The sequence below is a fragment of the Streptomyces sp. bgisy130 genome (assembly GCF_057708345.1).
This window is the reverse complement of the sequence record NZ_JBYISA010000017.1, coordinates 103,756-126,573: the sequence shown is the minus strand read 5'-3', so window position 1 is coordinate 126,573 and position 22,818 is coordinate 103,756. Positions and strand designations below refer to the sequence as shown.

Below are 22,818 nucleotides of genomic sequence, written 5' to 3'. Positions count from 1 at the left end.
GCGGCCCGCGCCGAGGCGAGGAGGCGGATGACCGTGGAGCGTCGACGGATCGCTGTGGTGGGCGGCGGGGTGGCGGGACTCACCGCCGCCCACGTACTTCAACAGGGCGGCTGTGCGGTGTCGTTGTACGAGGCGGAGGACCGGCTCGGCGGCCACGCCCACACCCACGACAGGGCCTCGGCGGACGGCCGGGTGCTACGGGTCGACACCGGGTTCATCGTCCACAACGAGCGCACCTACCCCCTGCTGCTGCGGCTGTTCCGCGAACTCGGGGTGGCCACCCAGGACTCCGAGATGAGCATGTCCGTACGGTGCGAGGGCTGCGGCCTGGAGTACGCCGGTGCCCGCGGACCGGCCGGACTGTTCGCCCGGCCGCGCAGCGCCCTGCGGGGCCGCTATCTGCGGATGCTGACCGAGATCCGGGCCTTCCACCGCGCCGCGCGCACCACGCTCGCCACCGACCGCGGTGACACCCTGACCCTCGGCCGGTTCCTCACCCGCTGCGGCTTCTCCCGGTACTTCGTCACCCACTTCGTCACGCCGCTGGTCTCCGCGGTGTGGTCCTGCGCCCCCACGACCGCCATGCAGTACCCGGCCGTCTATCTCTTCCGCTTCCTCGCGCACCACGGTCTGCTGTCGGTCGGCGGCTCACCCCGGTGGAAGACCGTCACCGGCGGCTCGGTGGAGTACGTCAGCCGGATCGGCAAACAGCTGACGGCCGTCCACACCGGTACTCCGGTCCGTGCGGTGCACCGCACGCCCGACGGCGCCCGGATCGTCGCCGGGGACGGGACCGAGCGCGGCTTCGACGCGGTGGTGGTGGCCGTCCACCCCGATCAGGCGCTGCGGATACTCGCCGACCCCACCGCCGACGAACGGCGGATCCTGGGCGCGTTCCGCTACTCCCGCAACACCACCGTGCTCCACAGCGACACCGCACTGCTGCCCCGGGCCCGCGGCGCGCGGGCCTCGTGGAACTACCTGATGACCTCCTGCACCACCCCGGCGGACGAGGTGCGGGTCAGCTACCACATGAACCGTCTGCAACGGCTGGACACCCCGGAGGACTTCATCGTCACCCTCAATGCCACCGACCGCATCGACAGCGAACGGGTCCTGGCGCGGATGGTGTACGAACACCCCCTCTACACCCCGGAGTCGGTCGCCGCCCAGCAGCGGCTGCCGCAGCTGAACACGGCGGTCACCGCCTTCGCCGGGGCCTACCACGGCTGGGGCTTCCACGAGGACGGCTGCCGCTCCGGCGTCCACGCCGCCGCGGCCCTGGGAGTGCGCTGGTGACCCCCGGCCCGACCGCACCGGCCGCCGGCCCCGTCACCGGCACCCACACCGCCGCCCTCTACGCGTGCCTGGTCTCCCACACCCGGACCGCGCCGCTGCGGTACTCCCTCCGCCACCGGACCTACCTGTGGCTGATCGACCTCGACCATCCGCCGCGGCTTCCCGCCGTGCTGCGCCCGCTGGCCCGGTTCGACCCCCGCGACCACTTCGCCGGGACCGCGCCGTCGATCCGGGCCGGACTGGAACGGTTCCTGGCCGGCCGGGGCGTACGGCTCGACGGCGGGCGGGTGCTGATGCTCGCGCACGCCCGGGTGCTGGGCCATGTCTTCAACCCGCTGACGCTGTACTGGTGCCACGACCGGCACGGCGCGCCCGTCTGCGTCGTCGCCGAGGTGCACAACACCTACGGCGAGCGCCACTGCTATCTGCTGCACACCGACGACCGGGGCCGCGCCGAGGTCGCCAAGGATTTCTATGTCTCGCCGTTCTTCCCGGTGGACGGCGCCTACCGGATGCGGCTGCCCGCACCGGCCGGCCGCCTCGATCTGACCGTCCAGCTGCGCCGCGGCGCCGCCCGGCCGTTCACCGCGACCGTGCGCGGCACCCGGCAGCCCGCGACCGCCGGGCGGCTGCTGACCGCCGCGCTCCGCCATCCCTGGTCCACGGCCGCCGTCTCCCTCGGTATCCGCCGGCACGGCATCGCCCTGTTCCTGCGCCGGCTGCCCGTCCGGCCCCGTCCCCACCACCGCATCCAGGAAGGCATGAAGTGAAGACCTCCGTCTCGGACCGCACCGAACCCGCCGACCTCGCCCCGGCCGCCGCCGTGCGCGCACCGGCCCACCCGCGGGTCGACGCGGCCACCTGGCCCGATGTGGCGCACGGACCGCGCGGCTCGGCGGCGCGCACCGCCGTGACCCGGCTGCTCGTCCAACGGGCGCTGGCCGCCCTGCCGTTGCGGCTCGCGCTCGGTGACGCCCCCGTAACGGGCGCCGCGGGGCCCCTGGTACGGGTGCACGACCCGGAGGCGTTCTTCCGGCGGATCGGTACCGACGGGCTGATCGGCTTCGGCGAGTCCTATATGGCGGGGGAGTGGGAGGCGGACGACCTGGTCGGCGCGCTGACCGTCCTCGCCGCCCACCTCACCTCGCTGGTACCCAGGCCGCTTCAGCAGCTCCGCGGCGCCTGGGCGCGCCGCCGGCCGCGTGCACAGCGCAACACCCTGGCGGGCGCCCGGCAGAACATCCACCGGCACTACGACCTGTCGAACGACCTGTTCGCGCTCTTCCTGGACCCGACCATGACGTACTCCTCGGCCGTCTTCCGGAAGCGTCCCGCCGGATGGGGCGACCTGGCCGCCGCCCAGCACCGCAAGATCGACCGGCTGCTGGACCTGGCGGGCGTCGGCTACGGCACCCGGCTGCTGGAAATCGGCACCGGCTGGGGAGAACTGGCCCTGCGCGCCGCCGCCCGGGGCGCCCGCGTCGTCTCGGTGACCCTGTCGCAGGAGCAGCGCGACCTCGCCCGCGCGCGTATCGCGCAGGCCGGCCACGCGGACCGGGTCGCGGTCGAGCTGTGTGACTACCGGCGGGTGAGCGGCCGTTACGACGCCGTGGTGAGCGTGGAGATGATCGAGGCGGTCGGCGAGGACTTCTGGCCCGTCTACTTCGAGACCCTCGCACGCCTGCTGCTTCCGGGCGGCCGGATCGCCCTCCAGGCGATCACCATGCCGCACGCACGGATGCGCGCCACCCGCACGACCTACACCTGGATCCACAAATACATCTTCCCCGGCGGCCTCATCCCCTCCGTCGAGGCCATCGCGCAGCACACGGCAGCCGCCGGCCTGCGGGTGCGGGAGAACGACGGCTACGGCGGCCACTACGCCGAGACGCTGCGGCTGTGGCGCGAGCGCTTCACCCAACGGGCTGCCGACGTCGACGCGTTGGGCTTCGACCTGGTGTTCCGCCGGATGTGGGAGTTCTATCTGGCCTACTCCGAGGCCGGGTTCCGGGCCGGCTACCTGGACGTCCGCCAGCTGCTCCTCACCCGGGCCGCCACGACGGCAGGGGACGGGGGCCCTCGGTGACGCGGGTGGCGGACCGTCTCGCCGCACTGCTCGCCGACCGGTTCGCGGGGGGCCTTCCGGTGCGGCTGCGGGCCTGGGACGGCAGCGAGGCCGGCCCGCCGGACGCACCGGTGGTGATCCTGCGCTCGCGCCGCGCACTGCGCCGCCTGCTGTGGCAGCCCGGTGAACTCGGCCTGGCCCAGGGCTACATCGCGGGCGATCTCGACATCGACGGCGATCTCGCCGACGGGCTGAGCAGAGCCTGGCGGTCGCTGCGCGCGGCCGGCCCGGCCACCGCCCTACCCGGCCCGCGCCGGCTGACCGGCATCGCCCTCGGCGCACTGCGGCTCGGCGCATTGGGCCCGCGCCCGCCCGCGCCCGGTGCCCCGCGGGCCCGGTTGCGGGGAACCCTGCACAGCAGCGCCCGCGACCGGGCCGCCATCAGCCACCACTACGACCTGTCCAACGACTGGTATGCGCTGCTGCTGGACGCGTCCATGGCCTACTCCTGCGGCTACTGGACCCGCCCCGACGACCCGTCCTACGGGCTCGCCGACGCCCAGCGGGACAAGCTGGCACTGATCTGCCGCAAGCTGGGCCTGGGGCCGGGCGCCCGCCTCCTGGACATCGGCTGCGGCTGGGGGAGTCTGTCGCTGTACGCGGCACGGGAGTTCCGGACCCGGGTCACCGCGGTGACCCTCTCCGGCGAGCAGCATGCCTTTGTCGCCGACCGGATCGCGGAGCAGGGCCTGGGCGATCTGGTCGAGGTCGAACTGCGGCACTACCGGCAGATCAGGGGCGGCGGCTATGACGCGGTGTGCGCCGTCGAGATGGGCGAGCATGTCGGCGACGCCCAGTACCCGGCGTTCGCCGCCCGGCTGCACGCGCTGCTGCGGCCCCAGGGGCGGGCGCTGATCCAGCAGATGTCACGGGGCTCCACCGCGCCCGGAGGCGGTGCCTTCATCGAGTCCTATATCGCCCCCGACATGCATATGCGCCCGCTGGGCGAGACCGTCGGTCTGCTGGAGGCCGGCGGCCTGGAGGTGCGGTCCGTCGAAGCGCTGCGGGAACACTACGCATGGACCATCGCCGCCTGGTACCGCACCCTGGAGACCCGCTGGGCGGAGTTCGTGGCGCTCGCGGGCGAACCGACCGCCCGGGTGTGGCGGCTGTATCTGGCCGGCAGCGGACTCGCGTTCACCGAGCGCCGGATGGGCGTCGACCAGATCCTCGCCGTACGTCCCACACCGGGAGGAGAGGCAGCGATGCCGCCGACACCGGAGGGCTGGTCCGTGGGGGGAGTCCGGCGGTGACCGGCTTCCCCTGGGCGGCGTTCGCCGCCAACCTCGCGGTGGCGGCCGGGACGGCGGGCGCCGTCATGCTCCTCACGTTCGCCGTCGCCAGAATCAAGGGCGTGCACCGGCTGGTGGACATCGCCTGGGGAGCGTCGTTCGCCGCGGTGGCCCTGGCCGGCTACGGGATGTCCGCCGGCCACGGTGACGACGGCCGGCGGCTCCTGGTCACCGGGGCCACGGTCCTGTGGGGGCTGCGGCTGTCCGCCCATATCGCCCGGCGCGGCCGTGGGCACGGCGAGGACCCCCGCTATGACCGCCTGCTCGCCCGGGCCCCCGGCAGCCGCGACGCCTACGCCCTGCGCGTGGTCTACCTGCTCCAGGCCGCCCTGGTGTGGCTGATCTCGCTGCCGGTGCAGGTGGCGCAGTACGTACCGGTGCCGCTGGGCGCGAGCGCCGTCGCCGGCGGACTGCTGTGGGCGGCCGGCTTCGTCTGCGAGAGCATCGGGGACTTCCAGCTCGCCCGCTTCAAGGCCGATCCGGCGAACCGCGGCCGGGTCATGGACCGCGGACTGTGGAGCTGGACCCGGCACCCCAACTACTTCGGTGACTTCCTGGTGTGGTGGGGACTCTTCCTGCTCGCGTGCGGCAACGGGCAGACCGCCGCGCTGGCCGTGGTCTCCCCACTGGTGATGTCCTTGCTGCTGACGTACGGCAGTGGTAAACGGCTGCTGGAGAACCAGCTGTCCGATCGCCCCGGCTACGCCGAGTACCGTGCCCGCACCAGCGGATTTGTACCGCTGCCACCCCGTCGGCACCCCCACCCGGAGGACCCCCGCCCATGACGACAGGACCGGCCCGGCCCACCGCCCCCGGCAGCGGCGCACGGGGAGTCCCGCACCGGCCGCTGGTGATCCACCGCGGCCCGGACACCCCGCGGGCGGCGGTGCTCCTCCTGCACGGAGGGCGGGCCGACGGTCTCGGCCCGCCGCCGCGGTTCAACCTCCCGGCGCTGCGGATGCGGCCCTTCGGCTCGGCGGTGTCCCGGGCGCTGCGCGGGCGCGAGGTGCTTCTCGCATCCGTGCGGTACCGCTGCCGGGGGTGGAACGGACCGCGGGCGGACGCCGCCCGGGACGCCCGGCAGGCCCTCGACGAGCTGGCCCCGCGCGGCGCGGACCTCCCGGTCGTGCTCGTCGGCCACTCCATGGGCGGCCGGGCCGCCCTGCTCACCGGCGGCCATCCGGCGGTCCGCGGGGTCGTCGCCCTCGCCCCGTGGTGCCCGCCCGGCGAACCCGTCTCCCATCTGCGGGACCGGACCGTGGTGCTGCTGCACGACGCGGCCGACCGGGTCACCGACGCCGAGGGCTCCTGGCTCCTCGCCGACCGCGCCCGGCAGGCGGGGGCCCGTGCCCACACGGTCGCCATGCCACGCGGCGGACACACCATGCTGCGTGACGCGTCTCACTGGCACCGGCTGACCGTGGACCTCGTCGCCGCCCTTCTGGACGGCACTCCTGTGCACCACGCGTTCGGCGGGGTGCACCCGGAGTAGCGCCCCGAACGGGTACCCCGTCTTTGACGGCTGGTCAGCCTCGCCCGCTCGGGCGGGGCCTGACGCTTTTTTGCGCTCTCTTGCCTACTCGGTGACACATGACGGAGACAGTGCGTACGTGCTCACCGCTTTTCAGTCAAGTGGAACGCTGGAAACGAGCAAAAGAGGCAACTAACTGACCAGATTGTCGCGTCTTCCGTGCAGAGTCATAAGAAGGGGCTTTCCACCCCTGCCCCGCGCCAGGGGCTCGGAAACCGGTCTTTGAGGAGATGGAATGCGACCGTTTGCGTTGAGCTACGCCCGTCCGGCGGCGAAGTCATCGACCAGTACGCCGTACAGCTACGACGCCACACGGCAACTCAACGTCCTCCCGGACGGGCGCCCGGCCACGTCCAGCCGGGCGGTGCTGCTGGCGACCGGCACCACCGCCTCCACCGCCGGTTCCAAGACCCACTTCGACGACTGAGCCCATGACCGTCCTGGTCCTGACCTGCGAGGAAGATCTGACGGCGGACATCGTGGTGGCGACGTTGCAGGACCTCGGTGTCCCGCTCGTCCGCCTCGACCCCGCCGACCTGCCCGGCAGGGTCGCCCTGTCGGCGGAGTACGCGGAGGGCGACTTCCACGGATATCTCAAATCCGGCGAACGCATGGTGAGCCTGGGCAGCCTGCGTTCGGTATGGGTGCGCCGGCCCGGTGTCCCCGGTGCCCGCACCGCGGAACAGTCCGCCTGGATCACGGCCGAGGCCGAGCAGGCGCTCTACGGCATGCTGACCAGCACCGAGGCACGCTGGATGAACCACCCGGTCGCGGCCGCGCAGGCGCGCTACAAGCCCTGGCAGCTCCGGCTCGCCCACCGGAGCGGCTTCCTCGTGCCCGCCACGCTGCTCACCACGTTCCCGGCGATGGCCCGGCAGTTCGCCGCCGCCCACCCTGACCTGGTGGTGAAATCGGTGAGCGGAAAGCACCCTGGTGACCCGCCGATGGTGCTGCCCACCACCCGTATCAGCCCGGACACCGACTTCTCCGGGGTGGCGGCCGGGCCGACCCTGCTCCAGCAGCACATCCCCAAGGAGGCGGATATCCGGCTGACATGTGTCGGTGAGCATCTCTTCGCCGCCCGTAAGAAAGCCGATCCGGAGGAAGTCGACAGCCGCTTCGCCCACCAGGGCACCTGGGAGCCCGTCGAGGTGCCCGACGCCGTCCACCGGGCCGTGAATGCGTATATGAGTGCCGCCCAACTCGCCTACGGTGCTTTTGATTTCGCCGAGGACCCGGACGGCGTCTGGTGGTTCCTGGAATGCAACCAGGGCGGCCAGTTCGGCTTCATCCAGTTGGAGACCGACCAGCCCATCGCCCAGGCCATCGCCGCCTGGCTCGCCGTGGAACCCTGAGGCCGCAGCGGCGGCCCGCCCGTACGCCGCCGCCCTAGTGGATCAGCGTGTTCGCCATCACGATGAGCAGACCGATCAGCATGTCCACCCCACCCGCCCGAAAGGACGCCGCCCAGCGCCGGCCCGCCACCCGGGCCGCCCATACCCCCCAGCCGAACAGCGCCACCGTATTGATGGTCAGCGCGACATCGACCGCGCCCTCCTCGCCCCACCATTCCGCGTAGGCACCGAACAGCGCGAACATGGTGGGCGCCATCGCGGCCACCAGCGGCCACTCCATCAGCACCGAACGCACCGCGCTCGGGGTGACGTGCTTGTCGTCGCTCGTCCGGTGCGCGATCGAGTGCGCGTAGCCGTGTGCCGCGGCCGACGCCACGGCCGTCAGCGCCACCCACAGCGTGTCGTAGCCCGGGTCCGGCGGCTTGCCCTCATGGCCCAGCGCGGCCACCAGAGCGCTGGCGAGCACCGAGCCGTACACCCCGCCGAACAGCAGCCGCTGGAGCGGCTCCTCTCGTCTGAGCGGCGGCGGCTGCACGGGTACGCTGCGGCTTTCTGACAAGGCGCCACCTCACAGGACCGACGGGCTTCCCCACTCCGGGATCAACACCCGAGATGTAGCAGCCCCCGGCGCCGATCCGTCCGAAGCTGCGCCGACGGCACCGGCGATTACCTCCGCGCGGCGCGCCGTGTCACCGCACCGCCGTGCCCCATGAGCCACGGTCAGGAGTGCAGCGTCAGCGGCGGATGCGTCCCGTTCAGGTAGTGGTCACCGATGTCGCGGAGCCGCCGGGTGGGGGAAGCCTGCGCCGTCAGTACGCGGGCGTTGCGCCAGAACCTGTCGAAACCCAGCGGGTCGGCGGCGGAGTCGGCGCCCTGGGTGAGCTCCAGGACGCGGGTGGTGAGACGCATCGCGGAGCGGCTGGTGACGGCCTCGGCGGCGGCGACCAGCACCGCGATATCGGCGCGCTGGTCGACCCCGAGCTCCGGGCCCGCGAGGAGGCCCCGCGCCAGGGCCTCCGACGCCGACTCGACCACGGCCGCGGCGGTGTGGGTGTCGGTCACCAATTCCCCGTACGCGAGGAGGAGATAGGGGTCCGCGTCCGGCCGCTCCGCGTACCCGCCCCCGTCCCGCCCGTCGGCCGGCCGGCCGCGCGGTCCGGCCCGGGTGATGTCCCGTGCCTCCGCCAGCGCTCCTTCGGCGATGCCCAGACCGACGTGGACGAGGGCGAGCCGGAGCGCCAGCGGCGCGAGCGTGGCGAACGGCGCGAGGGCGTGCTCATCGCGCGGGACGGCGCCGAGCACCTGGTCCGCGGGGACCGGGACGCCGTCGAAGCTGATCCGGCCGGCCGCGGTGAGCCGCTGGCCGAGGCGGTCGTGCTCGGGGGCGGCCGTCACACCGGGGTGGGCAGGGTCGACGCACACCACGAGGGACTCGCCCGTATCGGTGCGCACCGCGCCGAGCACCAGCCGGTCGGCGACGGCCACGCCCGCGGCGAACGACCGGCATCCATGGAGGAGGTATCCGCCCTCGGCCGGGGTGAGGGCGAGCTCGGGCTCGGTCACCGGCTCCGTGTCCGGGAGGTCGATGCCACCGCCCCAGAGCCACTGCTCCGCGCTCGCCCGGAGTTCGAGCTCCTCGGCCCGTTCCGGAGTGCCGAAGAACCGGGCGCTCCACGACAACACACAGTGGCGGCCCAGAAGTTCGCCGATCGAACCGTCCGCTGCCGCGATCTCCCGGATGACGGCGCAGGCGGTGCGCCAGTCGGTGCCCCGCCCGGCGGGGCCGGGGGGCGTCAGCAGCGCCGGCAGGCCCGCCTCGCGCAGCCGGGCGAGTTCATCGAACGGGGGCTTGCCGGCCCGGTCGCGGACCAGGGCGTCGAACGCGAGGTCATCGGCGACCTCCCGGGTGACGCGCAGCCAGATCCCGTCGTCGGTACGCATCGGTGCGCGCACGCCCACCTCCTGGCTTCCCTAGTTTTCCCACTGGATTGGTAGGGAAAAGATTGCTTCCGGGCCGCGGACGGATCAAGGGGCGTTCAAGGGATGGACAAGCGCGTCTTGGTATGCGGGACATGGGCCGGGAGGGCGCCCCGGACGCGCCTCGCTCCGCAGGCGCCTCGCCCCGGACGCGCCTCGCTCCGGGCACACCTTGCGACGACCGGCCCTAAGGATTCGTCCAGGACTCGGGATTCTCGGTCAGCTCCGCCACCTGCGGCGGCAGCGCCGCGGCGGCGACATCGGCCAGTGTCACCCCGTCGAGGATCTCGCGGACGTTCGCCCGCAGCGCGATCCACAGGGGCAGCAGGGAGCGGGCGGGCCCGGTGTAGGACAGCTCTGGCGGGCGGACTCCGCGTACCGACACCAGCGGTCCGTCCACGACCCGGATGACATCCGCGATGCTGATCTCCTCGGCGGGCTTGGCCAGCCGGTAGCCGCCGTTGCCGCCGCGCCGGCTCTGCACCAGCCCGCCCCGGCGCATATCGTTCAGGATGCCTTCGAGGAACTTGTGCGGAATGTCCTGGGCCTGGGCGATGGCCTCCGCCTTGAGCGGCCCCGCGTCCCCGGCGTCAGCGAGTTGCAGCGCGGCCCGCACGGCATAGTCCGCTCTGGCTGAGATCCGCATGCTCCGCATTATCCCGCAGGGGGCCCGGTGCGGATCCGCCGGGTGCGCGCCCGTTCGGCGCCCGTAACACCTGCGCCGTCCGGTTGCGAGCCCGGACGACCGGACGGAGGCTCGACATACGGCATGGACTCACGGCATCGACTCCGAGGTGAGTGTCGTGGCAGACAAAGGCGCGCCGACACCCGTCACCCAGCCCGCCATCCTGGAGACGCGAGGGCCGGGCGGCGTGAAGGTGGCCCTCGACGTCAACGGCGTCTCCCGGATCCTGCATCTGGAACCACGGGTGAGCCTGCTGGACGCGCTGCGCGAGCAGATGGCCCTCACCGGCTCCAAGAAGGGCTGTGACCAGGGAACCTGCGGTGCGTGCACGGTCTGGCTCGACGGGCGCCGGGTGCTGTCCTGTCTGACCCTGGCCATCAGCTGCGAAGGCCGGGAAGTGACCACCATCGAGGGTCTCGCCGAGGGCGATGAGCTGCACCCGATGCAACGCGCCTTCCTGGAACACGACGCCTTCCAGTGCGGCTACTGCACGCCGGGACAGATCATGTCGGCCGTCGCGCTGCTGAACGAAGGACATGCCGGGACCGACGCGGAGATCGCCGAGTGGATGAGCGGCAACATCTGCCGCTGCGCGGCGTATCCCCCTATCCGCGCAGCCATCCGCGAGGTGCGGGACCGGAAGACAGGACAGTGATGTGCGTGCCATCAGCTACACCCGTGCGACGGATGTGCACAGTGCCGTCGAGGCGGTGACGAGTGACCCCGGCAGTTCCTTCCTCGCGGGCGGCACCACGGAACTCGATCTGCTGCGGCTGGATGTGCTGCGGCCGCATCGTCTGGTCGACATCAACCGGCTGCCGCTGACCGGCGTCGAGGAGCGGGCCGACGGCGGACTGCTCATCGGCGCGCTGGCCCGGATGAGCGAGGTCGCCGAGGACCGCGCGGTCGTGGAGCGCTTCCCGATGCTGTCCCAGGCACTGCTTCTCGGGGCCTCCGCCCAGTTGCGGCACATGGCCTCCATGGGCGGGAATCTGATGCAGCGGGTGCGGTGCGCCTACTACCGCGACCCCGAATCGGCCTGCAACAAGCGCGTTCCGGGCAGCGGCTGTTCCGCGCTGGAGGGCGTCCACCGCGGTCATGCGATCCTCGGCACGAGCGAGCACTGCATCGCCACCCACCCCTCCGACCTGGCGGTCGCCCTCGTCGCCCTGGACGCCGTGGTGCACCTGGAAGGCATGGACGGCGCCCGCACCCTCCCCGTCGACGACTTCTTCCTGCTGCCCGGCGATACGCCCGAGCGCGAACATCCGCTCACGCCCGGCGAACTCATCACCGCGATCGAGGTGCCCGCGCTCCCCATGGCCCGCGGATCGCTGTATCTGAAGGTGCGGGACCGCGAGTCCTACGAGTTCGCCCTCGCCTCGGCAGCGGTGGCGCTCACCCTGGAGGACGGAGTGGTCCGCGAGGTCCGGCTCGCCCTCGGCGGGGTGGCCACCAAGCCGTGGCGCGCCCGCCGGGCCGAGGACGTCCTCCTGGGAGAGCGCGCCGACGACGCCGCGTTCACCCGGGCCGCGACCGCCGAACTGGCCCCCGCCACCACCCGGCCGATGAACGCGTTCAAGGCGGAACTCGCCCGGCGGACCCTCGTCCGCGCCCTGCGCACCGTTGCCACGACCGGAGGCGGGACGGCATGACGACCGGCGCCACCCTCGAAGCCATCGGCCGGCCCGTCGACCGCGTCGACGGTCCTGCCAAAGTCACCGGACGCGGCCGCTACTCGGCGGAGATCACCCTGCCCAACACCGCGTACGCCGCGCTGGTCGGCGCCCGTACGGCCAGCGGGCGGATCACCGGAATCCGTACGGACGCCGCGGAGCGCGCCGACGGTGTGCTCGCCGTGCTGACCCACCAGAACCTGCCGAACATCGCCGGCCGGCCCCATCTGCTGCCGTCCCTGGCCGGCCATGCCGCCCCGGGGGAGAGCTTCTTCCCGCTCCAGGACGAGGTCGTCCACTACTTCGGCCAGCCCGTCGCCGTGGTGATCGCGGACTCGCTCGAACGCGCCCACTTCGCGGCCCGGCAGCTCCATGTCGACTACGACCGGCGTCCCTCCGTCACCACCCTGGACGAGGGCCGGGACCAGGCCTATGAACCCGAGGCGATCTTCGCCGGATTCGTTCCCGCGCGCAGCGTGCGCGGCGATGTCGAGGCCGGCTTCAAGGCCGCGGCCCAACGCCTCGATGCCACCTTCCACTTCGCGGCCAACCACCACAACCCCATCGAGCCGTCGGCCACCACAGCCGTCTGGGACGGCGACCGGCTCACCCTCTACGACGCCACCCAGGGCATCGTGGCGACCCAGAGCACCGTGGCCGCACTGCTGGGCATCCCGCCGTCGAAGGTGCGGGTCCGGGCGTCGTTCGTCGGCGGGGGATTCGGCTGCAAGGCCATGATCTGGCCGCATGTCACCCTGGCGGCCCTGGCCGCGCGGGAGGTGGGCCGGCCCGTCAAACTGGCGCTCACCCGCGAGCAGATGTTCACCTCCTGCGGCCACCGCGAGGAGCAGGAACAGCGCATCGAACTCGGGGCGACCGACGACGGCCGGATCACCGCCCTGCGCCACCACAAACTCTCGCTGACCTCGCCCTTCGACGAATGGGCCGAACCCTCGCTCGGCATGGCCGGCCAGGTCTACGCCTGCCCCCACTACGAGGGCGTCTACCGGCTGATCCGCAGCAACACCATGACTCCCACCTTCACCCGCGGCCCCGGCGAGACCACGGGCATGTACGCCATGGAATGCGTGATGGACGAGCTAGCCCACCGCATCGGCGTCGACCCGGTGCAACTGCGGCTGCGCAACCACGCCGAGGCCGACCCGCACACCGGCCACCCCTGGTCGAGCGACGGTGCACAGGAGTGCTACCGGCGCGGCGCGGCCCGCTTCGACTGGCAGTCGCGCAACCCCGAACCCCGCTCCGAGCGGGACGGCAACCGGCTCATCGGCAAGGGCATGGCCACCGCCGGTTACCCCGTGCTCTTCCCCATGCAGCCGCAGCGCGCCCGGGCCCGGCTCTACGCCGACGGCACCGCGGTGGTGCAGGCCGGCACCCAGGAGTTCGGCACCGGCGCGGGTACCGCCATGACCCAGGTCGCCGCCGACGGCCTGGGCATCGCGCTGCGGAACGTCCGGTTCGAGTACGGCGACACCGACCTGCCCAACGTCGCGGCCGCGGTCGGCTCGGCCGGCGCCGGAATGATCAGCGCCGCGGTGTACACGGCCGCCACCACACTCCGCGACCAGATGATCGAGCAGGCGATCGCCGACCCGCACTCCCCGCTGCACCACGCGGACCCCGCCACCGTCGTCGTCCGCGAGGGCCGGATGCAGCTCCGGGACCGGCCCGACACCGGCGAGACCTACCGCGCCCTGATGGAGCGTCACTTCATGACCGACCTGGAGGCACTCGGCAGTTGGAGCCCGCCACCGCAGGACCTCCCGTACGGGCTGGCCACCTTCGGGGCCCAGTTCGCCGAGGTCGCCGTCGACCCGGACCTCGGTACCGTCCGGGTGCGCCGCATGGTCGGTGCCTTCGCCCCCGGCCGGATCCTCAACGCCAAGACGGCCCACAGCCAGGTCGTCGGCGGCATGCTCTGGGGTCTCGGCCAGGCACTGCTGGAAGGCAGTCTGACCGACCCCCGCGACGGCCGCTGGGCGAACGCGAGCCTCGGTGAGTACCTGGTGCCGGTCAACGCCGACGCCCCCGACGTCGCCGTCGAGTTCGTGGAAGTGCCGGACACCGTCGTCAACCCGCTCGGCGTCAAGGGCCTCGGCGAAGTCGGCATGGTCGGCGCCGCGGCGGCCATCGCCAACGCCGTCTTCCACGCCACCGGCTACCGGGCACGGGAACTGCCGATCAGGATCGAGCACCTGCTGTAGGGGAGCCCGGCCTCCCCGGCGACGGAAGGACGTCACCATGCCCACGAACGCACACCCCGGCCCGCTGCGCGTACTCGTGCTGGGCGCCTCGATGCGCGCCGGATCGAGCAATGCCCGTCTGGCCTCCCTCGTCGCCCGCATGATGACCGCCACCGGGGCCACCGTGGATCTCGCCAGGATGCGGGAGTTCGCCATGCCGCTGTACGACGGTGATGTGGAGGAGACACAAGGGCTGCCGGACGGCGCGCTGGCGCTCCGCGACCGGCTGGAACGGTGCGACGCCTTCGCGCTCTCCTCACCCGAGTACAACGCCTCCGTCCCGGGAGTGGTGAAGAACGCGATCGACTGGGTCTCCCGGGTCCGGCCGCAGCCCTTCAAGACCAAACACGCGCTGCTCGTCTCCGCCTCTCCGTCCATGGTCGGCGGCAACCGGGGACTGTGGGCGCTACGGGTTCCGCTGGAACATCTCGGCACCCGCGTCTACCCGGACATGTTCAGCCTGGCCGCGGCCCACCAGGGCTTCACCGAGGACGGAGAGCTGACCGACCCGGCACTGCAAACGCGCCTGGAGGAGACCGTCGACGCCTTCCTCCGTCTCGTCGAGGCCGATGCGCGCTACGTCTGTCTACAGCGCCGGTGGTACGAGTTCCCGGGGGACCGCACCGGGGCGCCCGTCACCCAGCGGGCGGAGGGCTGAGCGGGCGCCCGGCGGCGGTTTCGAGCGCCCCCCACGGCCCCCTCTAGGCGGAGGTAAGCCGGGCCCGGTGCCGGGCGGCCCGGCGCCGCATGGCGCGTCGCTCGTCCTCGCTCATCCCGCCCCAGACACCCGTGTCCTGCCGGGATTCCATCGCCCATTGGAGGCACTGCCCCATCACCGGGCAGCGGCGGCAGACGGCCTTGGCCTCCTCGATCTGGAGCAGCGCGGGACCGGTGTTGCCGACGGGAAAGAAAAGCTCCGGGTCCGCTTCACGGCACACCGCGTCGTGACGCCAGTCCATGAGTAACCTCCGTTCTCCGCGGCGGGGCGCGGTCGATGGGCAGTGCGGCACGGCGTCACCGGGTCGGCCGGCTGCTTCGGCAGCCTCCTTACCCGGACGCCTGCTGTCCTCGCGTGCCCGATCCTGCGCCCACAATGCGCCGCCGTCCCGAACGAACACATTCCTCCCCGAATCGATCACATTCCGGCCCGGCACGCCCACCGCGAGGGACCGCGTCCGGCACCCGGCGGAACGGCCCGCGGCAGCGTGGGCCTGGGATCAAGACGCCCTGCGACCAGCGCTCTTGACTCCCGTGAACAGCCGTGAAGTGATATGGACGGGAACTACGGGGAGGGGCACCATGCTGGACGGGCTGAGCGAGTTCTGCACCGAGGCACTGACGGAGCACGGGTGTCCGTCGGTCTCCGTAGCGGTGGCCGAGCGCGGCGAGGTGGTGCGCGCCGCCGCCTACGGGACGGCCGATCTCGCCACCGGCCGCCCGGCCACACCGGACACGGCATATGCGCTGGCGTCCGTCACCAAGCCGATGACGGCAACCGCCGTCTGCCACGCGGCCGACGAAGGGCTCCTGGACCTGGACGCCCCCGTTCCGCTCCCGGGCGCCGACGGCGGGCCGGCCCCCACCGCACGCCAACTGCTCCAGCACCGGGGCGGCTTGGGCGCGTACTACGACTGGGACTACGGCGACGGCGAGCGGGTGCACGACCCGGACCGCTACGCCGTGCCCTACCGCGCGCCGGGCACCGGCTTCGGCTACGCCAACCTCGGCTACCGCCTCCTCGGCCGACTGCTGGAGCAGGCCACCGGCCAGGAACTGGGCGCCGTTGTCCGCGAGCGGGTCCTCGCACCGCTCGGGCTCACCGGCTGCCATCTCGCGCGGGCGTACCCGGGCCCGGCACCGTCGGCGCAGAGGTACACACCCGACGGCCGTGCCTACCCCGATTACGATTGCGGCCACCCGGGCGCCACCCTCGGCTGGGCCCCGGCCGGTGAGCTGGCGCTGTTCGCCCAGTCGTACGACCGGCTGCTGAAGCCGGAGACCGCGGCGGCCGTACGGCACGCGCTGCCGGTCAACGACCATCTGGGGTACGGGCTCGGCTGGTGCCTGTCCTCGGGCGACGGACCGCTGGTGCAGAGCCACGGCGGCGGCGGGCCCGGCGTGGCCGCGATGGCCGTCGCGGTACCCGAGCGGCTGCTCTCCGTCGCGGTACTCACCAACTCCACGAACAAGGCGGCCCGCGACGCGATCCTCCGGTACGTGCTGGAGGAACTGGCGCCGGACTGCCCGCCCGAGTCGATCACACCGGTTATCGCCGACCCGGCGCACCCGATGACGCTGCCGGAGGGCGACTGGACGGGCCTGATCAGCGCACCCGAGGGAGCGATCCCACTCACCCTCCGTGTGCTGCCGGACCGTCAGGTCGCCCTGAGAATCGCCGACATGAGCGCCACGACCGCCGCGAGCGCCTCGGCGGCCTGGGATCTGCGCACTTCCTTCCCGTTGCAGCTACCGACCACCGACGCCCGGATCAACAGCCCGGAACTGGGACTGTTCCTCCGGCTCGCCGACGGTGCGTTGACCGGTGAGGCCCACGCCTACAAGAACGGCGACACCGACGGCCGGCTCGGCAACTTCCTGACCCACCCCTGCACCCTGGCCCCGGCCTGAACCAGCAGGAGCCGCCAGGTCAGGACCCCGGTGTTCAGAGGTCCAGGTCGGCGCCCACGCTGGAGGCCGGGACGGAGAGGATGCCGTCGAAGGCGTCCAGGACCGGCGTATGCAGGAAGGTGCTCTGCATCCGGATGCGGTCCGGCCCGGTGGGCTCCTCGGCCGCCGGGCGGCGGGCGGGACGCAGCGCGGCGAGGCTGAGTCCGAGCCCGGCGTCGGCGAAGGCGGCCTCGATGCTGCCCGGCTCGGGCGGCTGGAGTGGCGTTTCCTCGACGGTGAAGCCGAACCGGGCACTCTCGTCGAGGCACATCTCTGCCGTGTGCCCGCCGATGCTGGTCAGACCGAGGGCGAAGTAGTCGTCGCCCAGGGCGCGGTGCAGATGCTGTCCCATGGGGAACGTCGTGAGCCTGCCGTCGAAACAGACCGGCGTCTTCTGGATGTGCGCGTTGTGGGCGACCAGCACGATACGGCCCTGCGGCGCGGTGTGTTCCAGATGCCAGCGCACCGACCCGGCCATATAGGTGTCGCGGACCGAGGTGTCGGCGGTCAGCCCGCGCCCGGCGAAGAGTTCGACCATGGTGCGGAAGGTGTAGTCCGCGCTGCATGCCCCTTCCAGCCGTCGCACCGCCGTGTCGTACGCGAGTTGGTCGCTGCGGCTGACGTAGAGCGGTTCCACGGCGCGGAACCGGGTCAGCAGCCGGCTCAGGGCCGCGCTGAGCGCGTCCTGCTCGGCCTCGGGCAGACGGGCCCAGGCCGGTGCGGCCACCGCTCCGGACTCGCCGGCGAAACGCTCGGCACGCTGGATCGCCGAGCCGATCAGCGGCAGGAGATCGGGGTCCACCTCGCGGAGGTAGTCGGCGACCGGGATCAGCGCGGGCAGCAACGAGCCGCCCGCCGCGGGGATATCGACGCCCGCGAACCGGACGGGCCGGTGGGCGGTGGTGTTGTGGTGGCGCACTTCGCGCAGCGGCTCACCCATGCCGAAGGGGACCGCGGCCGGCGCATACCGTTCGAGGTCGTCCTCCCCGCCGGCGCCCTGCACCCAGCTGTCGAGCGTGAACCCCTCGCTGAAGCCGTACTCGAAGGCCAGCACGGTGAAGCCGCAGCGTTCGACGAGGAAACGGATCACCCGCCGACGGGCGAGGGCGAACTCGTGGAGGAAGTGCGCGTTCTCGCCGATCGCGACCACCCGCGCATCGCCGACGGCGGCCCGCAGCGGCTCCAGGTCATCGAGCGGCGCATCCGGGTCGAGGCCGGCGAGGGGAATGGCGTGGTCGCGCAGCCAGGACGCGAACCGGTCATGGTGACGGGGAGCGGCTGTCATGTCGAGATCTCACTTCTCGTGGCGGAAGCTGCGGTCAGCAGAGCGGGGACGCGGCCGTGGACGGCCCGGCGCACATGCGCAGAACGGTCCCGTTGTGGAGCCTCATGGGCTCTCGACGCACGGGAGGCGTCACCGGAAGGGGCCTCAGAGAAAACGACTGCCAGAAACCATGGGCCCAACGTACCAAGCCCGGTGGACAGCCCGCGCGCCCTTTTGGAGACGGCAGCACGGGGAGGGGACTACGGTCGACCCCTCGGCCGGCGCGGGCCGGTCGGGCAGCTCTCATCAGGAGGTGAAGCCGGATGCTGGTACTGGGGCGTTCGCAGGTCGAGGCGTTGCTCGATCTTGATGCGCTGATCGATGCGCTGGCGTCGGCGATGACGGATCTCAGTGCGGGCCGTGCTTCCGCCCCGGACCGCGTCGCCGTGGCGGTGCCGGAACGGGACGGCTTCCTGGCGGCCATGCCGGGCTTTGTGCCGTCCGCCGGGGCGCTCATGAGCAAGCTGGTCTCCGTCTTTCCGCACAACGGTGGCACCCCGGTGCCGACCCACCAGGCGCTGATCGTCGCCTTCGATCCGGAGACCGGAGCGCCCACGGCGCTGCTGGACGGTACGGCGATCACCGCGGCCCGGACCGCCGCCGGTTCGGCGCTCTCGGCGCGTCTGCTCGCTCGTGAGGACGCCTCGGTGCTCGCCGTTCTGGGTACCGGCGCACAGGCCCGGTCGCATGCCGAGGCGATGTGCCGGGTGCGCCCGATCCGGCAGATCCGGGTGGCCGGCCGCGACCGGACGAAGGCGGCCGCGCTGGCCGGCGAACTGTCCACTGCCCTCCAGGTTCCCGTCGAGGCGGCGGACACCTACGCCGAGGCGCTCGACGGGGCCGATATCGCCGCCGCGACCACTCATTCAGTCGAGCCCGTCATCCGCCGCTCCTGGCTGACACCAGGAGTGCATGTGACCTCGGTGGGCTTCAACCCGGACGGCCGGGAGATCGACGATGCCACGGTCGCCGAGGCGCTGCTGTGCGTCGAGTCGCGGCAGGCGGCGCTGGCGCCCTTCCCCGCGGGCAGCAACGATCTGCTGCGCCCCCTCCGCGACGGCGTCATCACGGAAGGGCATGTACACGCCGAGCTGGGCGAACTCCTCGCCGGCGACAAACCGGGCCGCTCCTCGGACCAGCAGATCACCCTCTACAAGTCCGTCGGGGTGGCGGTGCAGGACGCCGCGGCCGCGGCCCTCGTCGTCACGGCCGCCCGGAAGCGGTCGGTCGGGGCGGAGATCGAGCTGTAGTGTCCATCGGAGCCGAAGCGGGTGAACTCGGGGTCTCGCTGCGCCAGTTCGTTGAGCCGGGCCCGTACGCCAGCCGCATCCCAGTCCGGTGCCGGTTCTGCCGAGGGGGCGTTGCGCTTCATGGCAGGCATTCTCCCTCCCCGCCGGTTGAAGCCCGGACGAGCTCCGTCCCGTCGGCCGCACCGGAGGCTCACTCCGGCGTCCAGATAACCCCCTCGTGCGGGGCCAGCACACGGGAGTCACCGCGCGTGGCCGTAGTGGCGAGCGTCGACAGAGACCGTCCTCCGAACCGGTCGGCGAGAACCTGGTCGACGGGGACCGCGTGATCCGTCAGGTTGAGGGTGATCAGGAGGCTTCGGTCGGTGGCCTGGGGATGTGCGGAGCGGGTGTAGGCCAGGACTCCGGTGGGGGCGTCGAGGAACTCGATCGTTCCGGAGCCGAGTGCCGGATGGCTTCGGCGCAGGGCCAGCAGTGCCCGGGTGAGGGTGAGCAGGGAGGACGGATCGTGCTCCTGCGCGGCCGCGGTGCCTCCCGGAGGGATCGTCACGGGGAGCCAGGGGGTGACCTCCGGTGCGGTGAAGCCCGCGGTCGGGCCGTCGCTCCACGGCATGGGGGAGCGTGCCGGATCGCGGCTCAGGGACGGGGTGCGCAGGCCCCAGGGGTCCCGGATGTCCTCGGGGGCGATGTCGGCGTCCGGCAGGCCGAGTTCGTCGCCGTTGTAGAGGATCGCCGTGCCGGGCAGGGTGAGCAGCAGCATCATCGCGTTGGGCGCCTGGGCCCGGCCGACCCGGGAGGCGACCCTCGGGTCGTCGTGGCTGCCCATGACCCAGGTCGGCACCGCGTCGTCAGGGAGTGCGCGGAGGACCTCGTGGACGAGATCTGCGGTGGCGCGGGCCTGCCAGGGAGTCCGGAGCAGGCCGAAGTTGAGGGGCAGATGCATTTCGTCGAGGTCCCGGCCGAAATAGCTGCTCCAGACCCGCCAGTCGTATTCATGGATCTCGCCCAGCGCGATGCGTTCGTCCGGGCCGTCTCCGTAGGAGCGGAGCAATATCCGGAAGTCGCGATAGAGCGGGTGGATGTCGGAGTGGCCCTGGTCGTACAGGTGTTGCTGACTGTCGTATCCGCCCATGGGGCGGTGGTGGGCCATGGCGCCCGGGGACGCGGGCGGGTTGTCCCGTAGGGCGGGGTCTTTGGCGGGGAGCGGGGCGCAGTCCACCCGGAATCCGTCGACGCCACGGTCGAGCCAGAAACGTGCCACATCGAACATGGCTTCCCTGACTGCCGGGTTGCGCCAATTCAGATCCGGCATGGTGGAAAGGAAGGAGTGCAGGTAGTACTGACCGCTGCGGGAGTCCCATGTCCAGGCGGATTCACCGAACAAGGTGATCCAGTTGTTGGGCGGCCCACCACCGGGTGCGGGGTCGCGCCATATGTACCAGTCGCGCCGGCCGCTGTCCGGCCCGGACCTCGATTCCTGGAACCAAGGGTGGGCTGCGGCGGTGTGATTGGGCACGTAGTCGATGAGCACCCGCAATCCGTGGCCGTGGGCCGTGTCGAGGAGTGCGTCGAAGTTCGCCATATCGCCGAAGAGGGAATCGACCGCGGTGTGATCCCGGATGTCGTAGCCGAAATCCTCCATGGGGGAGGAGAAGAACGGCGACAGCCACAGCGCGTCGACGCCGAGCCGGGCGAGATAGGGAATCCGGTGGCTGATGCCGCGCAGATCGCCCACGCCGTCGCCGTCGGTGTCGAGGAAGCTCCGCGGGTAGACGTGGTAGATCACCGCGTCCTGCCACCAGGACCGCGTCGTGCGGGGTGCGCGCCCGGTCACGTTCAGAAGGATCCGGTCTCGCAGCGCCGGACCCAGTCGGTCGCGGCGATCGCGTACGACGGATCGGGGCTCAGCCGGTCCTCCCGGCGGCAGGCCTCCACATACTTGATGGCGTGCGGGTCCTCGGTCGCCAGGGCGCGTTCGGCGAGCGTGACGTAGTCCTGGACCGGCTCCCCGGGGTGGTGCTCGCGCCGTCCCGTGCCGTAGGCGCTGCGGATGGCCGCCGAGAAGCGGACCGCGGCGGCGACGCTGGGCCAGTGGAGTTCGGCGGGCAGGCTCGGCAGTACGAGGCGGACCGCGGCGGGGGTGGTGAGGGCGTGCACGAAGGCCATCGGGGTCTTGTGGTCGTCGGTGAGGTAGCTCCCGGCGGCGGCCCTGGTGAGCCGGCTCAGCGCCCGGTCGGCGTCGTCCTCGGGGAGCAGCGAATCCACGGCCGGCGCGAAGTCCGGTTCGAGCCACACCGTTTCGAGCCGGATCCGGAAGATCATGCCCATGCCCTGGTCGCTGCGCAGCTTGGGGACCGCCTCCCACGCCTGCGCCAGATCCCGCTGACGTGGTGTGGACGGTTCCTCGGGGAGCTCCTGGTAGCGGGCGGCCCAGTAGCCGAGCCCACGGGCCAGTTCCTCGATGCGCCAGGGGCCGGTGGATTCCTTCAGCATCCGCACCGCGTGCCCGGTGCGGATGACGCCATGGCCGCCGCCTGCGGCGAAGCCCGGCAGCAGCCGGGGCCACCAGCGGGCGAGTACATCGGTCCAGGCGGCGCCGTCCAGTTCCCGCCGGAAGAATGCGTTCCAGTCCCCGAGGAGCCGCATATTGCCCAGGGCCGGGCGCCAGTTGTCGTGGGTGATCTCCTGGAATCGTCCGTAGGTGTCCTCGTAGAGCACCTTCCGGTACGAGCTCACCCAGGCCCCGATCGCCGCGGTGTGCCCAAGCTGTCCCAGGGCTTCCGCCGCCATGGGGCCGTGATTGCTCACCCCGGGGCCGAACTCGGGGCCGGAGTTGCTGAGGTACTTCAGTGCGCCGTCCAGGTCGTTCACTGTGCCCCCTAGATCGATTCCCCTTCATGGAAGGACGCGGCGGGCTGTTCAGCAATATGACCCCGCCATATTGGCCGGATTGCAGGGTGGGTGGGAGGTGTGCCGTCCGGGGTGGTGCGGCGCGGGGGAGCGTATTTCGACAGGGGCGCACCACGTGGTGCGGGCTTGCCCGCCCGGGATCCTACAGGCGGGGGCGGTGCGGGCGGCGGGCCCGTTCATTGGATCTTGGCGCGATTCAGGGGCTGCTTTTCGTCGGCACAAACCAGTGAAATCAAGACAGTTGGCCAATCGCCGTTGACGTGGGCATGTGCCAAAAACTAGTGTCCTGCTTCGGCCCGGAATGGGCCCTCATTTATTCGCTGGTCGATTCTGATTTCTTTTTCGTTGGCGTGAGTCTCGCCGGCTGCTCATTCGGCGTTATCGCCCACCATTCGCTGTGGTGCCATACCTCCGCACGGGCGCACCGGAATGCCCCATTGCGGTCGGATACGTAACGACGAGGAGA

The 22,818-nt window shown here is 71.9% G+C and carries 21 protein-coding genes; 14 read left to right on the top strand and 7 right to left on the bottom strand.

The features are described 5' to 3' along the window. The first annotated feature begins 27 nt into the window (after nt 1-27). The 8 genes from AC3EUV_RS22315 to tgmB all read left to right on the top strand — a co-directional run bounded on the left by AC3EUV_RS22315 (nt 28) and on the right by tgmB (nt 7,602). Nucleotides 28-1,299, top strand: coding sequence for an NAD(P)/FAD-dependent oxidoreductase (locus AC3EUV_RS22315; protein WP_435603700.1), 1,272 nt, complete (start codon nt 28-30; stop codon nt 1,297-1,299). Continuing rightward, nucleotides 1,296-2,069, top strand: coding sequence for a DUF1365 domain-containing protein (locus AC3EUV_RS22310; protein WP_432142413.1), 774 nt, complete (start codon nt 1,296-1,298; stop codon nt 2,067-2,069). Before AC3EUV_RS22315 ends, AC3EUV_RS22310 begins: the two co-directional genes overlap by 4 nt. Next, entirely contained in the window at nt 2,066-3,385 is a 1,320-nt protein-coding gene (locus tag AC3EUV_RS22305) for a class I SAM-dependent methyltransferase (protein ID WP_435603699.1), read from the top strand. Before AC3EUV_RS22310 ends, AC3EUV_RS22305 begins: the two co-directional genes overlap by 4 nt. Continuing rightward, nucleotides 3,382-4,677, top strand: a complete 1,296-nt coding sequence (locus tag AC3EUV_RS22300) for a class I SAM-dependent methyltransferase (protein ID WP_432142411.1) — start codon at nt 3,382-3,384, stop codon at nt 4,675-4,677. The genes AC3EUV_RS22305 and AC3EUV_RS22300 overlap by 4 nt, the downstream gene beginning before the upstream one ends. Further along, entirely contained in the window at nt 4,674-5,501 is an 828-nt protein-coding gene (locus AC3EUV_RS22295; RefSeq protein WP_435603698.1) for a DUF1295 domain-containing protein, read from the top strand. The genes AC3EUV_RS22300 and AC3EUV_RS22295 overlap by 4 nt, the downstream gene beginning before the upstream one ends. After that, nucleotides 5,498-6,208, top strand: a complete 711-nt coding sequence (locus AC3EUV_RS22290) for an alpha/beta fold hydrolase (protein WP_435603697.1) — start codon at nt 5,498-5,500, stop codon at nt 6,206-6,208. The genes AC3EUV_RS22295 and AC3EUV_RS22290 overlap by 4 nt, the downstream gene beginning before the upstream one ends. Nucleotides 6,209-6,482: 274 nt before the next feature. Continuing rightward, nucleotides 6,483-6,674 (top strand): putative ATP-grasp-modified RiPP, encoded by a 192-nt coding sequence (tgmA, locus tag AC3EUV_RS22285; RefSeq protein ID WP_387241061.1) that lies wholly within the window; start codon nt 6,483-6,485, stop codon nt 6,672-6,674. 4 nt (nt 6,675-6,678) lie between these two features. Continuing rightward, nucleotides 6,679-7,602 (top strand): ATP-grasp ribosomal peptide maturase, encoded by a 924-nt coding sequence (tgmB, locus tag AC3EUV_RS22280; RefSeq protein WP_432142408.1) that lies wholly within the window; start codon nt 6,679-6,681, stop codon nt 7,600-7,602. A gap of 34 nt (nt 7,603-7,636) precedes the next feature. On the opposite strand, the gene AC3EUV_RS22275 is transcribed toward tgmB, so the two are convergent. The 3 genes from AC3EUV_RS22275 to AC3EUV_RS22265 all read right to left on the bottom strand — a co-directional run bounded on the left by AC3EUV_RS22275 (nt 7,637) and on the right by AC3EUV_RS22265 (nt 10,225). Further along, complete coding sequence (locus AC3EUV_RS22275) at nt 7,637-8,161, bottom strand: hypothetical protein (RefSeq protein ID WP_435603696.1); 525 nt, start codon at nt 8,159-8,161, stop codon at nt 7,637-7,639. A gap of 161 nt (nt 8,162-8,322) precedes the next feature. After that, nucleotides 8,323-9,543 (bottom strand): acyl-CoA dehydrogenase family protein, encoded by a 1,221-nt coding sequence (locus AC3EUV_RS22270; protein WP_435603721.1) that lies wholly within the window; start codon nt 9,541-9,543, stop codon nt 8,323-8,325. A gap of 223 nt (nt 9,544-9,766) precedes the next feature. Continuing rightward, the gene (locus AC3EUV_RS22265) at nt 9,767-10,225 is read right to left on the bottom strand and encodes an RrF2 family transcriptional regulator (protein ID WP_432142406.1); all 459 of its coding nucleotides are present in this window, start codon (nt 10,223-10,225) and stop codon (nt 9,767-9,769) included. 157 nt (nt 10,226-10,382) lie between these two features. Here AC3EUV_RS22265 and AC3EUV_RS22260 point away from each other — a divergent pair, with 157 nt between their 5' ends. From AC3EUV_RS22260 to AC3EUV_RS22245, 4 genes are read left to right on the top strand one after another with little or no spacing between them, the layout of a single operon-like run. Continuing rightward, nucleotides 10,383-10,919, top strand: coding sequence for a (2Fe-2S)-binding protein (locus AC3EUV_RS22260; protein WP_432142405.1), 537 nt, complete (start codon nt 10,383-10,385; stop codon nt 10,917-10,919). A gap of 1 nt (nt 10,920) precedes the next feature. Next, entirely contained in the window at nt 10,921-11,919 is a 999-nt protein-coding gene (locus AC3EUV_RS22255; protein ID WP_435603695.1) for an FAD binding domain-containing protein, read from the top strand. Then, nucleotides 11,916-14,165, top strand: coding sequence for a xanthine dehydrogenase family protein molybdopterin-binding subunit (locus AC3EUV_RS22250; protein WP_435603694.1), 2,250 nt, complete (start codon nt 11,916-11,918; stop codon nt 14,163-14,165). Before AC3EUV_RS22255 ends, AC3EUV_RS22250 begins: the two co-directional genes overlap by 4 nt. Nucleotides 14,166-14,202: 37 nt before the next feature. Continuing rightward, entirely contained in the window at nt 14,203-14,862 is a 660-nt protein-coding gene (locus AC3EUV_RS22245; RefSeq protein WP_432142402.1) for an NADPH-dependent FMN reductase, read from the top strand. A 43-nt stretch (nt 14,863-14,905) separates the two neighbouring features. Here AC3EUV_RS22245 and AC3EUV_RS22240 read toward each other — a convergent pair whose 3' ends face one another. Further along, the gene (locus tag AC3EUV_RS22240; RefSeq protein WP_432142401.1) at nt 14,906-15,163 is read right to left on the bottom strand and encodes a WhiB family transcriptional regulator; all 258 of its coding nucleotides are present in this window, start codon (nt 15,161-15,163) and stop codon (nt 14,906-14,908) included. 340 nt (nt 15,164-15,503) lie between these two features. Between AC3EUV_RS22240 and AC3EUV_RS22235 the strand changes: the two genes are divergently transcribed. Beyond that, nucleotides 15,504-16,832 (top strand): serine hydrolase domain-containing protein, encoded by a 1,329-nt coding sequence (locus tag AC3EUV_RS22235; protein WP_435603693.1) that lies wholly within the window; start codon nt 15,504-15,506, stop codon nt 16,830-16,832. A gap of 34 nt (nt 16,833-16,866) precedes the next feature. Here AC3EUV_RS22235 and AC3EUV_RS22230 read toward each other — a convergent pair whose 3' ends face one another. Continuing rightward, a complete protein-coding gene (locus AC3EUV_RS22230; RefSeq protein WP_432142399.1) occupies nt 16,867-18,156 on the bottom strand; it encodes an erythromycin esterase family protein in 1,290 nt (429 codons plus the stop codon). A gap of 302 nt (nt 18,157-18,458) precedes the next feature. Between AC3EUV_RS22230 and AC3EUV_RS22225 the strand changes: the two genes are divergently transcribed. Continuing rightward, nucleotides 18,459-19,445 (top strand): ornithine cyclodeaminase family protein, encoded by a 987-nt coding sequence (locus tag AC3EUV_RS22225; protein ID WP_435603692.1) that lies wholly within the window; start codon nt 18,459-18,461, stop codon nt 19,443-19,445. Between the two features lie 190 nt (nt 19,446-19,635). Here the strand turns inward: AC3EUV_RS22225 and AC3EUV_RS22220 are convergent, their stop codons facing one another. Both AC3EUV_RS22220 and AC3EUV_RS22215 read right to left on the bottom strand, forming a co-directional pair. After that, nucleotides 19,636-21,276 carry an alpha-amylase family glycosyl hydrolase gene (locus AC3EUV_RS22220; protein WP_435603691.1) on the bottom strand — a complete coding sequence of 547 codons (1,641 nt, stop codon included), beginning with the start codon at nt 21,274-21,276 and terminating at the stop codon, nt 19,636-19,638. Nucleotides 21,277-21,278: 2 nt separating this feature from the next. Continuing rightward, nucleotides 21,279-22,313, bottom strand: coding sequence for a questin oxidase family protein (locus AC3EUV_RS22215; protein ID WP_432142396.1), 1,035 nt, complete (start codon nt 22,311-22,313; stop codon nt 21,279-21,281). Nucleotides 22,314-22,818: the final 505 nt, after the last annotated feature.

Excerpts from the sequence above, each read along its gene's own strand:
- AC3EUV_RS22235 (WP_435603693.1), top strand. The coding sequence starts at position 15,504 with ATGCTGGACGGGCTGAGCGAGTTCTGCACCGAGGCACTGACGGAGCAC.
- AC3EUV_RS22270 (WP_435603721.1), bottom strand. The coding sequence starts at position 9,543 with ATGCGTACCGACGACGGGATCTGGCTGCGCGTCACCCGGGAGGTCGCC.
- AC3EUV_RS22265 (WP_432142406.1), bottom strand. The coding sequence starts at position 10,225 with ATGCGGATCTCAGCCAGAGCGGACTATGCCGTGCGGGCCGCGCTGCAA.
- tgmB (WP_432142408.1), top strand. The coding sequence starts at position 6,679 with ATGACCGTCCTGGTCCTGACCTGCGAGGAAGATCTGACGGCGGACATC.
- AC3EUV_RS22250 (WP_435603694.1), top strand. The coding sequence starts at position 11,916 with ATGACGACCGGCGCCACCCTCGAAGCCATCGGCCGGCCCGTCGACCGC.
- AC3EUV_RS22315 (WP_435603700.1), top strand. The coding sequence starts at position 28 with ATGACCGTGGAGCGTCGACGGATCGCTGTGGTGGGCGGCGGGGTGGCG.
- AC3EUV_RS22290 (WP_435603697.1), top strand. The coding sequence starts at position 5,498 with ATGACGACAGGACCGGCCCGGCCCACCGCCCCCGGCAGCGGCGCACGG.
- AC3EUV_RS22240 (WP_432142401.1), bottom strand. The coding sequence starts at position 15,163 with ATGGACTGGCGTCACGACGCGGTGTGCCGTGAAGCGGACCCGGAGCTT.
- tgmA (WP_387241061.1), top strand. The coding sequence starts at position 6,483 with ATGCGACCGTTTGCGTTGAGCTACGCCCGTCCGGCGGCGAAGTCATCG.
- AC3EUV_RS22225 (WP_435603692.1), top strand. The coding sequence starts at position 18,459 with ATGCTGGTACTGGGGCGTTCGCAGGTCGAGGCGTTGCTCGATCTTGAT.
- AC3EUV_RS22230 (WP_432142399.1), bottom strand. The coding sequence starts at position 18,156 with ATGACAGCCGCTCCCCGTCACCATGACCGGTTCGCGTCCTGGCTGCGC.
- AC3EUV_RS22245 (WP_432142402.1), top strand. The coding sequence starts at position 14,203 with ATGCCCACGAACGCACACCCCGGCCCGCTGCGCGTACTCGTGCTGGGC.